The sequence below is a fragment of the Lentzea sp. DG1S-22 genome (assembly GCF_036321065.1).
Classification (GTDB): Bacteria; Actinomycetota; Actinomycetes; order Mycobacteriales; family Pseudonocardiaceae; genus Lentzea; species Lentzea jiangxiensis.
This window is the reverse complement of record NZ_CP143276.1, coordinates 2870846-2885430: the sequence shown is the minus strand read 5'-3', so window position 1 is coordinate 2885430 and position 14585 is coordinate 2870846. Positions and strand designations below refer to the sequence as shown.

Sequence of the window (14585 nt, the reverse complement as noted above, 5' to 3'; positions counted from 1 at the left end):
TTGGGCCGTCGAGGGCCGGCCCGCGTTCACACGCGGTTCCCTGCGAATGAGGAGCAGTGATGAGACGACGCACCCTGCGCACGCTCGGGGTGGCGGCTATCGCCGTCGCCGGCACCGTGCTGGCGCTCCCCCAGGCAGTCGCCGCACAGCCGGAGGGGCCGATCGTCGCGGAAAGCGCGCCGAACGCGGTCCAGGACAGCTACATCGTCGTGCTGAAGGACAACGCCGTCGCGCGCTCGGAGGTCAGCGGCCGCGCCGACGACCTGGCCGCGCGTTACGGCGGCAAGAAGGGCTTCACCTACAAGGCCGCGTTCAAGGGCTTCTCGGCCACGATGTCGAAGCAGCAGGCCAAGCGCCTCGCCGCGGACCCGTCGGTGGCCTACGTGGAGCAGGACCGGACCGTGCAGGTGCTCGCGGACCAGCTGAACCCGCCGTCGTGGGGCCTGGACCGCGTCGACCAGGCGGACCTGCCGCTCGACAGCAGGTACAGCTACAGCACCGGTGCCTCCAACGTGACCGCCTACGTGATCGACACGGGCATCAACTACGACCACGCCGACTTCGGCGGCCGGGCGACGTTCGGGTTCGACGCGTTCACCGACGGCCGCAACGGCAAGGACTGCCAGGGCCACGGCACGCACGTCGCGGGCACCGTCGGCGGTTCGACCTACGGCGTGGCGAAGCAGGTCAAGCTCAAGGCCGTCCGCGTGCTCAACTGCTCCGGCGGCGGCTCCGTCTCGACCGAGGCGGCGGGTGTCGACTGGGTCACCGCGAACGCCGTCCTGCCGGCCGTCGCGAACATGAGCCTCTACACCGGCGTGGCGAACGAGCCGAGCCGCGTGCTCGACGACGCCGTGCGCGCGTCGATCGCCCGTGGCATCACGTACGTCGTGGCGGCGGGCAACTTCAACGACGACTCCTGCAAGTACTCGCCGCAGCGGGTCACCGAGACGATCAACGTCATGGCGACGGCCCGCACCGACGCCCGCGCGTCGTTCTCCTCCTACGGCACCTGCAGCGACCTGTTCGCGCCCGGCCAGGACATCGTCTCCGCGTCCTACAGCAACAACACCGGTTCGGCCACGATGAGCGGCACGTCGATGGCGTCCCCGCACGTGGCGGGCGCGGCGGCGCTGTACCTCGCGGACAACCCGGCCAAGACCCCGGCGGAGGTGCAGGCGGCGATCATCGCCCAGGCCACCCCGAACAAGGTCACCAACCCCGGTGCCAACTCGGCGAACCGCCTGCTGCGCACCGGCACCGGCGGCGTTCCCGGCGTCTCCGTGACCAACCCGGGCAACCAGAGCACCGCGCTCGGCGGCACGGCGAACCTCACCCTGTCCGCGTCCGGCGGCACCGCGCCGTACACGTGGTCGGCGACCGGTCTGCCGACCGGCCTGTCGATCGGGTCGTCGTCCGGTGTGGTCTCGGGCACCGCGACGGTCGCGGGCACCTACAACGTGACCGTCACGGCCACCGCGTCGGCGGGCGGCTCGGGCAGCACGTCGTTCACGTGGGCGGTCGGCTCGGCCACCTGCGCCCCGCAGACCAACGGCACCGACGTCGCGATCCGCGACAACACCACGGTGACGTCGACGGTCGTGTTCAGCGGCTGCACCGGCACGGCGTCGGCGAGCAGCTCGGTCGAGGTGCACATCAAGCACACCTACAAGGGTGACCTCGTCGTCGACCTGGTCGCGCCGGACGGTTCGGTCTACAACCTGCACAACCGCGCGGGTGGCAGCGCCGACAACATCGACCAGACCTACACGGTCAACCTGTCGTCGGAGACGCGCAACGGCACGTGGACGCTCCGGGTCCGCGACGCCGCCACCGCCGACGTCGGCAGCATCGACACCTGGACGCTGACGCTCTAAAGGCTCCGCAGCGTCTCGGTGAAGTAGTGCAACGCGAGCTCCGCGTCCCGTGACTTCTCGTGCGGGGCGCGGAGCTCCGCCGCGAAGCCCGCGATGTCGTCCACGGCCCAGCGCAGCGCGTAGAAGCCGGTTCCCCCGCCGAGGAACCACAGATCGCGTTCCGGCGGCGCCAGTCCGACGGTGTCCCAGTCGACCAGGCACAGCCCCGCGGGCGTCCGGATCACGTTGCACGCGTGGGGTTCCCCGTGCGTGACCACCCGCTCGCCGGGCAGCTCCGCGGCGAGCCGGTCCAGTTCGGCCAGTGCGGCGCGGAGGGCGTCGGCGTGCGCCACGAACACCTCCCGCGCCTGCCGCGAGAACCACTCGCCGGGCTCGTCGAGCAACGCCGCCAGCGCGACCGTGCCCGGCACCTCGACCGGCGCGACCGGGGTGCTCTCCGGCGGCTCGCAGCGGTGCAGCGCGGTCAGCAGCTCGGCGACACCCTCGTGGACCGGATCGCCGAAGTTCCCCGCTTTGCCCGCCCGGTAGGGGAAAACGCTCAGCGCGTACCGGTCGTTGAGCAGGACCACGGTGTCGCCGTCGTCCGATCGCACCGGTGCCACCACGAACGGCAGCTGCTCGCCCAGGGCCGCCGCGGTGTCCATCGCCCGCCGCAGCCGCGACAGCGGCTTGGTCGTCAGGTCCGAGACCGAGGTGAACCACCGGTCGTAGACGGTCCAGTGGTGGTCGCCGAAGCCGACGGGGGCGTGGACCGGTTTGCCGGTGATGCCGAACCGGGCGAGTCCGTCGCGCAGCTCGTGCTCGGGCAGTCCAGCCGGAAGATCCTCCACGACCCGTGAAGCTACCGGTCCGGGTGCGAGGATGTCGGCGTGAACGTGCCCGCCGTCCTGCGCACCCTGGCCCGCCTGAGCGCCGCCGAGCAGCCGCGGAAGCTCCAGCTCGACCTCAGCAAGGCGGCCGGCCTGCTGTGGCTGGGCGACCACGAGCCGTCGTGGCGGGCGATCACGCTCGTGCAGGAGGGCCCGCACTGGACGCCGGTGCCGTGGACAGCGCCGAAGCGGTCGCGGCAGGAAATCGCGCACCTGGCGGCGTTCGACGCGCTGCACCAGGAGGACCGGTTGCTGCGGCTGGGCTGGGCGTTCCTCGCGGGGCCCGCGGAGATCGGCGGGCAGCGGCGGCGGGTCTGCCTGCCGCTCGTGTCCCGGCCGGTGCGGCTGCACCACGGCATCGGGCTGGGCTACGCCTACCACGTCGCCGGTGACGCCGGGGTGTTCCCGCTGATCGACGACTGGGCGAAGAGCGCGGAGCGGGAGGCCGCGCTCGCGCCGACCGGGGAGTGGATCGCGGAGACGCTGCGCCTGGCCGGCTTCGAGAACGTGCCGGTCGTGCACGACGACCCCAAGGAGCTGATTTCCGGCAACGAGCTCGTCGTCGCGATGGGTGCCGGGCTGCACGCGGGCGAGCCGGTCGTGAAGACCGAGCACGGCACGGCGCTCTACGACTGGTCGGTCAAGCGCGGCATCGACGACACGGCGTTCGCGGCCCTCTACGGCGCCGGTGCCACGACGGCGGACCACGACGAGCCGATCAGTTCGGCGTTGCCCCTGTCGCACAGCCAGATGCGCGCCGTCGAGCACGCCCGGCGCGCCCGGATCACGGTCGTCGGCGGGCCTCCCGGTGCCGGCAAGACCCACACGCTAGCCGCGCTGGCGCTCGACGCCGTGGCGGCGGGCAGGTCCGTGCTCCTCGCCAGCCGCACGCGCAACGCCGCCGACGTGCTCGGGGCCGCGCTGCGCCGGGCGGGCGGCCCGGTGCCGGTGCTGTTCGGCGACTCCGAGCTGCGGCAGGAGATGGCGCGCGAGCTCAGCGACGGGCTGACCGCCGAGAGCGACCCCGGACGCCTCGCCGGGCTCGACGGTGCCCGGCGCGCGGCGGCCGCGGCGGTCGCCCGGGTCGAACGCGCGGTCGGCGGTGCGCTCGCGGACGAGGAGCTGGCGACGCTGGCGAAGAAGCACCAGGCGCTGATGCCGGCACATCGGTCCGTGGCGCCCGCCGCGTTCGAAGCCGGCGTGGACTTCACTGTGCTGCGCGGACTTCTGCGGCCGCGCACAGGATTCCTCAGTGGACCGCGCACGGGCTGGGCGCTGAGGAAGGCGCGGCGGCTGGCGGGGGCGGGAGACGCGTCGCCGGAAGACCTGTCCGCGGCGGTCGACGCGGCCGAGCAGACCGCGGCGGCCGTCCGGATCGGCGCCGGTGGCGGCACGGCGTTCGGTGAGCTCCGGCCGTTGCTGGCCGAGCAGGACGCGCTGAGCCGGACGGCCACGGCCGAGTGGCTCGGGGAGTACTCCGTGAGCCGCAGGGGACCGGGCGCGCGCCGGGCCGTCGCGGCGCTGGCGAAGGCGCTGCGGTCGGGACGCGCGGCCCGGCGCCGCGGCCTCGCCGAGATCGACAGCGCGGACCTGGTGGCGGCACTGCCGCTGTGGGTCGGCACGCTCTCCGACGTCGAGGACATCCTGCCGCCGGTGCCGGGCATGTTCGACCTGGTGGTCATCGACGAGGCGAGCCACGCCGACCAGCCGCTCGCCGCTCCGGCGCTGCTGCGCGGCCGGTCCGCGGTCATCGGCGGCGATCCCCGGCAGCTGCGGCACGTGTCGTTCGTGAGCGACCAGGCCGTGCGGGCGGCCTTGGACGCCGAGGGCACGCAGGACCTGCGCGACCGGCTCGACGTGCCGAAGGTGAGCCTGTTCGACGCGGGCGCGGCGACCGCGGGCGTGCACTGGCTCGACGAGCACCACCGCTGCGCGCCGCACCTCATCGGGTTCGCGGCGGCGAGGTTCTACGACGGCAGGATCGCGCTGCTGACCACGCACCCGTCCATCGCCGACGTCGACTGCATCGACACCGAACGCGTCCTCGGTGAACGCACGGCGAAGGGCGTCAACTCCACCGAGGTGGACGCCGTCCTGGCCCACGTCCGCAAACGGGTCGCGGCGGGGGTGCGGTCGATCGGCGTCGTGACGCCGTTCCGCGCCCAGGCCGACGCGCTGGAAGCCGCGTTGCTGCGGGAGCTGTCGCTGGACGAGATCACGACCGGTGGTGTGCGCGTCGGCACCGTGCACGGCGTGCAGGGCAGCGAGTTCGACGAGGTCGTGATCAGCCTGGCCGCCGACGGGAAGCCGGGCGGCTGGCGGTTCGTGAACGACCGCAACCTGCTCGCCGTCCTCACGACCCGCGCGCGCCGCAAGGTGCACGTGATCACCTCGGCGCCCGAACCGCCCGGCCTGATCGGCGAGTACCTGCGGCACGCGGACATCGCGCCGACCGAGACCGCCGGGACCGAGCCCGGCGACGACTGGACCGCGAGCCTCGCGAGGGAGCTGCGGACCGCCGGGCTGACCGTGCGGACCGGCTACCCGGTGGGGCGGTGGCGGGTGGACCTCGTGGTGGGGGAGAAGGACGACGCCGTCGCGGTCGAGACGCGCCCGCACCCCGAGGGCGCCGCGGCGCACCTGGCCCGGTGGCGCGCGCTCGGCCACGCCGGATGGCGGGTGCACGACGCGTTCGGCAGCCGGTTCGCGGGCGATCCCGCACGGGCGGCGGTGGAGCTGGCCCAGGAACTGAACCGCGACTCGGCGCGGAGGTGACGCGCCCGCGTCGCGGGGACGCGGGCGCACCGGACCCTCTCTACCTCCGCGTGGGCTCGAACAGCGGCTCGGCGGACGCGGCCGAGGGCAGGAACGGGTTCGGGTTCGCCGGGCAGACGGTTCCGGCAGCCGGCAACGTCCCGTTCAGCAGGTAGGCGTTCGTGTGGTCGGTGGCGCACTTGCTGACCCCGTACGCCGTGTGTCCCCAGCCCGCGTAAGCCAGCAAACGGCTTCCGGCGAGCTGGCGGTTCGCCGCCTGCGCGCCGCGGAAGTCCGTGATGCCGTCGAAGTGGTTGCCCACCACGAGGACCGGCGCGGACGTGCGGGTGCGCCACGGCCCGGTGTAGCGGTCCGGGTTGGTGGGCCAGTTCGCGCACGCCGCGTTGCCCCACCACCACGCCGGGCCGAACTCCGAACCCGTTGCGGCGTAACGGGAAACCGCCTGGTAGGCGCCGAACGAGCGCGGGAACTCGATGTCCGCGCACACGTTGCCGTTGTAGGAGTCGAAACCGTTCGGGTAGTCCGGTTCCGCGGTGACCGACAGGCCGAGCGAGGCGTCCGAGAGCTGGTCGAAGAACGCGGCCGCGTCCGGCCAGTCGCTCGGCGAGTACATGGCGCCGATCGCGGCGTTGATCACCGCGTCGTAGGTGAACACCTGGCCGCCGAGCTCGATCGGCTTGGCGCGCACCGAGGCCAGCAACGCGTCCCAGCGCTTCTCCGACTGCGGACCGAAGGCGCACCGCGCCTCGTCGCAGGTGCGCAGGAACTCGCGGAACTCCTCCTTCGTGGCGATCCGGTCCGACTCGACCTGGCGGCCGCTCGACCACAGCTCGGGGTCCAGCACACCGTCGATCACGAGCGCGCGGATGTTGCGCGGGAACAGGTTCGCGTAGGTGGCGCCCAGGAACGAGCCGTACGAGAACCCCAAGTAGCTGATCTTGGCGTCACCGACGGCGCGGCGCAGCAGGTCCATGTCCCGTGCCACGTCGGCGGTGCTCATGTGCCGTGCGATTTCCTGGTCGTCGCGGCACTCGGGGCCGAGCGAGCGGTACCGGTCGAAGAACGGCCGCTCCTGCTCCGCCCGGTACGGGAAGCCGGGGATGCCCTCGAAGAACTTCCCGAGGTCCTCCTCGCTCGCGAAGCAGTGCAGCGGGTCGGACCTGCCGACGCCGCGCGGGTCGAACTCGACGATGTCGAACCGGCCCTGCAGGTTGGCCGACAGCGTGTCGCCGGCACCGAGCGCGAAGTTCACGCCTGACCCGCCGGGACCGCCGGGGTTCAGGAACAGCGACCCGATCCGGCGGGCACCGTCGGTCGCGGGCTTGCGCGCCAGGGCCACCGAGGTGGTGGCGCCGCGCGGGTCGTCGTAGTCCAGCGGCACCTCGACGGAGGCGCACTCGAAACCGGGGTGTTCGGGTCCGCAGGCCGTCCACGCGATCTTCGGGACGGCGGGACCCGGTGTGGCCTGCACCGCGGGCGCGCCGGTGATCATGAGCGCGGCCGCGGCGGCCAGGACGGTGGAACGCATCGACAAGCTCCCCTCTTGTCCGCGGAAGCGCTCTTCCTACCGGCTCCCGGCCGGTGCCGTCGACCGCCGAACGTCGTGTTCGGACCCCGTGCCGAGGAACGGGTTGGGGTTGGCGGGGCACACGGTCCCGGCGGCGGGCAGCGCACCGGAGAGCAGGTACTCGTGGAGGTGGTCGGCCGCGCACCGGCTGCGCCGGTAGGCGATGTGGCCCCAGCCCGCGTACTCCAGCAACCGGCTGTTCGGCAGCAGCCGCGCGACGGCCAGGGCGCCGCGCAGGTCGGTGGAGCCGTCGAAGCGGGTGCCCACCACCAGGACCGGTGCCGACGTGCGGGCACGCCACGGTCCGGTGTAGCGGTCGGGACTCGTGGGCCAGTCCGCGCACGCGCTGGTGCTCCACCACCAGTACGGGCCGAACTCAGACCCGGCCTCGGCGTAGCGGGAGATCGCCCGGTACGCCTCGAACGTGCGCGGGTACTCGGTGTCCGCGCACATGGTGCCGAGGTTGGCGTCGAAGAAGTTGTCGTACGGCCCAGGCGCCTCGAACGCCCCGGGTGGCGATGAGGCAGCCGCGGCCGCGTCCGACAGCTGGTCCAGCACCGCCGCGACGTCCGTCCACGCCTCCGAGGCGAACCCGGCGAACAGCGCCTGCTCGACCACCCGGTCGTAGGTCCACGTCTGCCCGCCCAGCACGATCGGCCGGGCCCGCACCGAGGTGAGCAGGGCCTGCCACCGCTTCTCCGAGTCCGGGCCGAACGCGCACGCGGCCTCGTCGCAGAGCCGGAAGAACTCGTCGAGCACCTCGGCGGTGGCCCTGCGGTCCGAGGAGATCTGCCGGCCGCCGGACCAGAGCACGGGGTCGAGCACGCCGTCGATCGCGAGCGCGCGGATGTTGCGGGGGAACATGTTCGCGTAGGTCGTGCCGATGTACGAGCCGTACGAGGTGCCGAAGTAGGTCAGCTCGCGGTCGCCTAGGGCCTGGCGCAGCAGGTCGAGGTCGCGCACGACGTCGGCGGTGCTCATGTGCCGGGCGATCGGCTGGTCGCAGCGGGACGCGAGCGAGCGGTAGCGGTTGAAGAACGGCCGCTCCTGCGCCCGTTCGTAGGGGAAGATCGGGCCACGCGCCAGGAACTCGGCGCGGTCCTGTTCGGAGGCGAAGCAGCGCAACGGGTTCGACCGGCCGACGCCGCGCGGGTCGAACCCGACGACGTCGAACCGCCCCCGCACTCCGGCCGACATGCGCTCGCCCCACGCCCAGACGTAGTCGATCCCCGATGCGCCGGGACCGCCGGGGTTGAACACCAGCGACCCGACGCGGTGCGCTCGGTCCGTCGCCGGCTTCCTGGTCAGCGCGACCGAGGTCTTCGGGCCGTCCGGGTCGTCGTGGTCGAGCGGCACGTCGAGGACGGCGCACTCGAAACCGGGCCGTTCGGGCGCGCACGCACCCCAGGCGAGCGGCGGGGGAGCGGCGTGAGCCACCGGGACGAGCGGGACCACGAGCGCCGCCACGGCGCCGAGCACGAAGAGACGCATGCGGCGTTCATAACGGCCCTCAGTCCGGCCGTCGATGCTTTTGGCGAACTCCCAGGTGATCGGCGATCTGGTCGTGGATGGGCGTGCCCATCACGACCGGGTTCGCGGGGGGCGCCTGCGGTGGTGTGCCAGGTGCGTCCTGGGTTTCCGGCATGCGAGGAGCGTAGGGATGGTCAACGACCCCTCGAGCACACCGATCGAGGAATCACACGAGACGTACCCCAAGAGGTGAAAGCGGCCGCCCCGATCTCTACCCAGCGTTGGGGTCCGGACCTGCTATAAGACCCCTGTGGGTGCCCTCGATGGGGTTAACCCGAAGTGCGCAGCAACATGGAATCTCATCGGACGGACACGGTGTTTGCGCGATCTCGCGACGATGCTGAACGATCGGGTTCAACGGCGGACGAACGTGGAGCGTGCTCATGGTCAGCGGCAAGCCCGGCGTCGCCAAGCGGCAGCTCATCCTGCTCACGGGCAGGGCGCACCCGGAGCTCGCGGAGGCGGTCGCCAAGGACCTGGGCGTGGCCATCACCCCGCAGGCCGCCTACGACTTCGCGAACGGCGAGATCTTCGTCCGCTTCGAGGAGAGCGTGCGCGGCGCGGACGCGTTCGTCATGCAGAGCCACAGCGCGCCCGTCAACGACTGGCTGGTGGAGCAGCTGCTGATGGTCGACGCGCTCAAGCGGGCCTCGGCCAAGCGCATCACCGCGGTCGTGCCGTCGTACCCGTACGCGCGCCAGGACCGCAAGTACACCGGTCGCGAGCCCGTCTCGGCGCGGCTCGTCGCGGACATGTTCAAGACGGCGGGCGCGGACCGGATCATGACGGTCGACCTGCACACCGCGCAGGCCCAGGGCTTCTTCGACGGACCGGTCGACCACCTGCACGCGATGTGGCTGCTCTGCGACCACGTCGGCGCCCGCTACCGGGGCGAGCACCTCACGATCGTCTCCCCGGACGCCGGCCGCACGAGGCTCGCCGAGAAGTGGGCGGACCTGCTCGGCGGCTGCCCGATCGCGTTCATCCACAAGACGCGCGACCCGTTGCGCCCCAACGAGGTCGTGGCCAACCGAGTCGTCGGCGACGTGGAGGGCCGCACGTGCGTCGTGGTCGACGACATGATCGACACGGCGATGACGAGCACGACGGCCGCGCGCCAGCTGCTGGAGCAGGGCGCGAAGGACGTCGTCCTCGTCGCCACGCACGGCGTGCTGTCCGGCGAGGCGTACGAGCGGCTCACGGAGAGCAAGGCGCGCGAGGTGATCCTCACCGACACGTTGCCGATCCCGCACGACAAGCGCTTCCCGGGGCTGACGGTGCTGAGCATCGCGCCGTTGATCGCGCGGGCGATCCAGGAGGTCTTCGAGGACGGCTCGGTGACGAGCCTGTTCGACGGCAACGCCTAGCACGGTGGCGCGTCCCGTGCTGCCATGAGGCATGGGCGACATGCGAGTGGAAAGATCCGCGAAGCGGGTCCGCGCGTACTTCGGTGGCGAGCTGGTCGCGGACACGACCGAGCCGCGGCTGGTCTGGGAGGTCCCGCACCACCCGGCCTACTACCTGCCCCTGTCCTCGGTGCGCGTCGAGCTGGAGCCGACGGGGGAGACCAAGGGCGACGGCGTGGTCCACGACGTCGTCACGCGGGGCGGCACGGCCGAAGGCGCCGCGCTGACCCGTCCGGACTCGCCGGAGCTGCGGGACCTCGTGCGGGTCGAGTTCGCGGCCATGGACGAGTGGCTCGAGGAGGACGAGCCGATCTACGTCCACCCGCGCGACCCGTACAAGCGGGTCGACGTCCTGAGCAGCTCGCGGCACGTGCGGGTGGCGCTGGACGGCGTGACGCTGGCGGCGTCGGGGCAGCCGCGGATCCTGTTCGAGACGAGCCTCCCGCCGCGCTACTACCTGCCGTTGAGCGACGTCCGGTTCGATCTGCTGAGGCCGTCGGGCACGCGGACGCGGTGCCCGTACAAGGGAACGGCTTCCTACTGGTCGGTGCTAGTGAACGGCGTGCTGCACGAGGACCTCGTGTGGATCTACCGGGAGCCGCTGCCCGAGAGCCAGAAAATCGCTGGAACGGCCTGCTTCTTCAGTGAGAAGGTCGACCTCTTCCTCGACGGCGTGCTCCAGGAGCGGCCGAACACGCCCTGGTCGTAGCTGCCGGCAGAGAGTCCTAGTTCACACACTGCAAACTTGCAGTGACTGCAAAAAGATCCGTACGCTGACCCCGTGAACCAGCCGGGGGAGAGCCTGCGCGACCGCAAGAAGCGCCAGACGCGCACCGCGCTCGAGCGCGCGACCGTGCGGCTCGCCGCCGAGCGTGGCTACGACAACGTGACCGTGGAGGAGATCGCCGCCGAGGCCGACGTCTCGGTGCGCACGTTCTTCAACTACTTCGCGAGCAAGGACGAGGCGCTCATCGGCGCGGACCCCGAGGTGGGCCCGCGCATGGCCGAGCGCATCCTCGCCTTCCCCGGCGACGTGACGCCGTTCGACGCGTACCGGCGCTCGGTCCTCGCGGAGATCACCGACGAGCTGAACAACGCCCGCGACCTGTGGCTGCTGCGCAAGGACGTCGTGATGCAGCGGCCGGACCTGCTGGTCAGGGCGTTCGCGAGCAGCGCGGAGTCCGAACAGCTGCTCGCGAGCGCGGTGGCGGCGCGAGCGGGGCTGCCCGAGTCCCACCTGTACCCGCGCCTGCTGGTCTCCGCCGGCAGCGCCGCGTTCCGCTGTGCCGTGACCCGCTGGGCCGCGGACGACAGCCTCGCGCTCGGTGACGTCGTCGGCGAGGCCCTCGACCTGTTCGGCGCCGGACTGGCTCACGTACCGCCGCACCACCACGAAGGGGGAACCTCATGACCACCGACGCAGAAGTGACACCAGTGCACGGCAGACGCGAAGTCGTCCAGGCCATGTGGGGCCTGATGATGGGCATGTTCGTCTCGATCCTCGCCAGCACCATCGTGTCGAACGCGCTGCCGCGCATCGTCGCCGAGCTCAAGGGCTCGCAGTCGATCTTCGCGTGGATCGTGACGGCCGAGCTGCTCGCGATGACCGCGACCGTGCCGCTGTGGGGCAAGCTCGCCGACCTCTACAGCCGCAAGCTGCTGATCCAGGCGTCGCTCAGCCTGTTCGTCGTCGGCTCGCTGATCGCGGGCTTCTCGCAGAACGTCGAGATGCTCATCGTCAGCCGCGTCGTGCAGGGCCTCGGCGCCGGTGGCGTCACGGCGCTCGCGACCATCGTGATGGCCGCGATGATCCCGCCGCGCGAGCTCGGCAAGTACTCCGGCATGTTCGGCGCGGTGTTCGGCGTCGGCACCGTCGCGGGCCCGCTGATCGGCGGCCTGCTCGTCGACACCTCGTGGCTCGGCTGGCGCTGGTGCTTCTTCATCGGCATCCCGTTCACCCTCGCCGCGATCTACATGCTCCAGCGCACCCTGAACCTGCCGGTCGTGCGCAAGGAGGAGACGAAGATCGACTACCTGGGCGCGTTCCTGATCGTGTCCGGCGTCTCGACGCTGCTGATCTGGTCCTCGCTCGCCGGCCAGAAGTTCGAGTGGGCGTCCGGCTGGACCGCCGGCCTGGTCTCGCTCGGGGTGCTGCTGCTCGTCGCCGCCGTGCGCGTCGAGGCCACCGCCCACGACCCGATCGTGCCGCTGTCGATCTTCCGCAACCGCACCGTCTCGCTGACCACCGTCGCCAGCGCCCTCGTCGGCGTCGCGATGTTCGGTGGCACGGTGTTCCTCTCGCAGTACTTCCAGCTCTCGCTCGGCAAGACCCCGACGCAGGCGGGCCTGCTGGGCCTGCCGCTGATCTTCGGTCTGCTGATCTCGTCCACAGTGGCCGGTCAGCTGATCACGAAGTTCGGCAGGTGGAAGGCCTTCCTGGTCTCCGGCGCCGTGGTCATGGTCGGCGGCATGCTGCTGCTGTCCACGATCACCGCCAAGACGTCGGTGTTCATGGTGTCCGTGCACATGTTCGTGCTCGGCGTCGGCGTCGGCATGCTGATGCAGAACCTCGTCCTGGCCGCCCAGAACGACGTCCCGGCCCGCGACCTGGGCGCCACCACGTCGACCCTGACGTTCTTCCGCTCGCTGGGCGGCGCGATCGGCGTCTCGGCGCTGGGCGCCGTGCTCGCCAACAAGGTCTCGTCGCTGACCGAGGAGAAGTTCGGCGCGATCCCCGGCGCCGAGGCGTCCGCCCACGCGGTGCCGGACCTCTCGGTCCTGCCGCCCGAGGTCAAGGCCGTGATCGCCGAGATCTACGCGACGGCGACGGCGGAGATCTTCCTGGTGGGCGTGCCGTTCGCGGTGCTGGCGCTGCTGGCGGTGCTGTTCATCAAGGAGAAGCCGCTCAAGGAGACGAGCGGTGACGACCGGCTGGCGGCGGAGATGGCCGCCGGTCACTGACCGGGTGTGCAAGCGGCCCTCGACCTCCGCGGTCGGGGGCCGCTCCGCCTTTCGGGTCCGTCGCGATCACCAAGGGGACCAGGTGATCGCCGTCCAGGGCCACGGCCACGACTCCGCCGGTGCGCCGATCACCGGCCTAGAACGGGAAGTGGCCGTGCTCGCTCGCCACGGTCACCCAGCGCGTCGCCGAGAACGCCTCGACGCCCCACCGGCCGCCGAACCTGCCGTAGCCGCTGGCCTTCACGCCACCGAACGGCGCCTGCGGCTCGTCGTCCACTGTCTGGTTGCCGACGTGCACGATCCCGGTGCGGATGCGCCGCGCGAGAGAGAGCCCGCGCCGTGTGTCTTCGGTGATGATGCCCGCTGTCAGCCCGTGCTCGGTGTCGTTCGCGATGGCCACGGCCTCGTCGTCGCCGTCGACCGGAACGACGACGACGGCCGGTCCGAAGATCTCCTCCCGGAAGATGCGCATCTGCGGTGTCACCTCGTCCAGCACGGTCGCGCCACCACCACCACCACCACCGGCGCGGACGCGAGCACCCTTCTCGACCGCGTCGGCGACCAGGGCGGCGACGCGCTCGGCGGACCGCGGGTTGATCACCGGGCCGATGACCGTGCCGGGGTCGGCGGGGTCGCCGTGCGGGAGCGACCCCACCTTGGCGGCGAGCTTCGCGGTGAACTCCTCGGCCACCGACCGGTGCACCAGGACGCGGTCGGTCGACATGCAGATCTGGCCCGCGTTGTGGAAGGCGCCGAACGTGGCCGCGTTCACGGCGTGGGCGAGGTCGGCGTCGTCGAGCACCAGCAGCGAGTTCTTGCCGCCGAGCTCCAGCAAGGCGGGCTTGAGGTGTTGTGCCGCAAGCGTTCCGACGATCCGGCCCACCTCCGTGGACCCGGTGAAGTTCACGGCCCGCACCCGCGGGTCGGTGATCAGGGCCTCGGCGACGGCGGCCGCGTCGGCGGGCGCGTTCGTCACGACGTTGAGCACGCCCGCCGGCAGCCCGGCCTCGTGCAGCACGCCGGCGATCAGCAGCCCGGCCGCGATCGGCGCGTCCTCGCTCGGCTTGAGCACCACGGTGTTCCCGGCGGCGATCGGCGCGGCGACGGCCCGCGTGCTGAGGATGACCGGCGCGTTCCACGGCGCGAACGCCGCCACCACGCCCAGCGGTTCCCGGACCGCCAGCGACAGCTGACCGGGCGTCTCCGTCGTCAGCACCTCGCCGACGGGCTGGGTGACCGCCGCGGCCGCCTCGCGCAGGACGTTGGCGGCGAGCGCCACGTTGAACCCCGCCCACCCGGCGACACCGCCGACCTCGGCGGCCATCAGCGCGACGATGTCGGGCGTCCTCTCCTCCAGCAGGTCCGCGGCCTTCAGCAGGACCGCGCGGCGCGTGGACGGCGTGGTGGCCGCCCACTCCGCGGAGGCCTTCTCGGCCGCGTCGACGGCCCGCGTGACGTCGGCCGGTGAGGCGGCGGCGACCACGGCGTGGACCTCGCCGGTGAAGGGGTTGAGGTCGTCGGTGGTGCGGCCGTCCAGCGCCGGAACGCTGTCGCCGCCGATCAGGAGCTGGTGCTCTTCGCGTGCCACGACCGGAGATTC

10 protein-coding genes are annotated in these 14585 nt (G+C 72.0%); 6 read left to right on the top strand and 4 right to left on the bottom strand.

The window, feature by feature from the left end; translation table 11 throughout:
- The first annotated feature begins 59 nt into the window (after positions 1-59).
- The gene (locus V1227_RS12385; RefSeq protein WP_329792654.1) at positions 60-1877 is read left to right on the top strand and encodes a S8 family peptidase; all 1818 of its coding nucleotides are present in this window, start codon (positions 60-62) and stop codon (positions 1875-1877) included.
- Here the strand turns inward: V1227_RS12385 and V1227_RS12380 are convergent.
- Positions 1874-2707, bottom strand: coding sequence for a phosphotransferase (locus tag V1227_RS12380; protein WP_329792653.1), 834 nt, complete (start codon positions 2705-2707; stop codon positions 1874-1876). The genes V1227_RS12385 and V1227_RS12380 overlap by 4 nt on opposite strands.
- Positions 2708-2746: 39 nt before the next feature.
- Here V1227_RS12380 and V1227_RS12375 point away from each other — a divergent pair, with 39 nt between their 5' ends.
- On the top strand, positions 2747-5521 hold the full coding sequence (locus V1227_RS12375; RefSeq protein ID WP_329792652.1) for an AAA domain-containing protein: 2775 nt from the start codon (positions 2747-2749) through the stop codon (positions 5519-5521).
- 40 nt (positions 5522-5561) lie between these two features.
- On the opposite strand, the gene V1227_RS12370 is transcribed toward V1227_RS12375, so the two are convergent.
- Together V1227_RS12370 and V1227_RS12365 are read right to left on the bottom strand one after the other, a co-directional pair.
- Positions 5562-7049, bottom strand: coding sequence for an alpha/beta hydrolase (locus V1227_RS12370; protein ID WP_329792651.1), 1488 nt, complete (start codon positions 7047-7049; stop codon positions 5562-5564).
- A 36-nt stretch (positions 7050-7085) separates the two neighbouring features.
- Entirely contained in the window at positions 7086-8579 is a 1494-nt protein-coding gene (locus V1227_RS12365) for an alpha/beta hydrolase (RefSeq protein WP_329792650.1), read from the bottom strand.
- 422 nt (positions 8580-9001) lie between these two features.
- On the opposite strand from V1227_RS12365, the gene V1227_RS12360 reads away from it, so the two are divergent.
- The 4 genes from V1227_RS12360 (at position 9002) to V1227_RS12345 (ending at position 12985) form a co-directional block, all read left to right on the top strand.
- On the top strand, positions 9002-9985 hold the full coding sequence (locus tag V1227_RS12360; protein ID WP_329792649.1) for a ribose-phosphate diphosphokinase: 984 nt from the start codon (positions 9002-9004) through the stop codon (positions 9983-9985).
- A 40-nt stretch (positions 9986-10025) separates the two neighbouring features.
- Positions 10026-10733 carry a DUF427 domain-containing protein gene (locus V1227_RS12355; RefSeq protein WP_329792648.1) on the top strand — a complete coding sequence of 236 codons (708 nt, stop codon included), beginning with the start codon at positions 10026-10028 and terminating at the stop codon, positions 10731-10733.
- A 72-nt stretch (positions 10734-10805) separates the two neighbouring features.
- Positions 10806-11435: a TetR/AcrR family transcriptional regulator gene (locus V1227_RS12350; protein WP_329792647.1), complete on the top strand. Its 630-nt coding sequence runs from the start codon at positions 10806-10808 to the stop codon at positions 11433-11435.
- A complete protein-coding gene (locus V1227_RS12345) occupies positions 11432-12985 on the top strand; it encodes an MDR family MFS transporter (protein ID WP_329792646.1) in 1554 nt (517 codons plus the stop codon). Before V1227_RS12350 ends, V1227_RS12345 begins: the two co-directional genes overlap by 4 nt.
- 136 nt (positions 12986-13121) lie before the next feature.
- Here the strand turns inward: V1227_RS12345 and V1227_RS12340 are convergent, their stop codons facing one another.
- Positions 13122-14573 carry an aldehyde dehydrogenase family protein gene (locus V1227_RS12340; RefSeq protein WP_329792645.1) on the bottom strand — a complete coding sequence of 484 codons (1452 nt, stop codon included), beginning with the start codon at positions 14571-14573 and terminating at the stop codon, positions 13122-13124.
- Between the last annotated feature and the right edge of the window lie 12 nt (positions 14574-14585).

Coding starts and splice junctions, on each gene's coding strand:
- V1227_RS12385 (WP_329792654.1), top strand. CDS start 60: ATGAGACGACGCACCCTGCGCACGCTCGGGGTGGCGGCTATCGCCGTC.
- V1227_RS12370 (WP_329792651.1), bottom strand. CDS start 7,049: ATGCGTTCCACCGTCCTGGCCGCCGCGGCCGCGCTCATGATCACCGGC.
- V1227_RS12365 (WP_329792650.1), bottom strand. CDS start 8,579: ATGCGTCTCTTCGTGCTCGGCGCCGTGGCGGCGCTCGTGGTCCCGCTC.
- V1227_RS12360 (WP_329792649.1), top strand. CDS start 9,002: ATGGTCAGCGGCAAGCCCGGCGTCGCCAAGCGGCAGCTCATCCTGCTC.
- V1227_RS12355 (WP_329792648.1), top strand. CDS start 10,026: ATGCGAGTGGAAAGATCCGCGAAGCGGGTCCGCGCGTACTTCGGTGGC.
- V1227_RS12345 (WP_329792646.1), top strand. CDS start 11,432: ATGACCACCGACGCAGAAGTGACACCAGTGCACGGCAGACGCGAAGTC.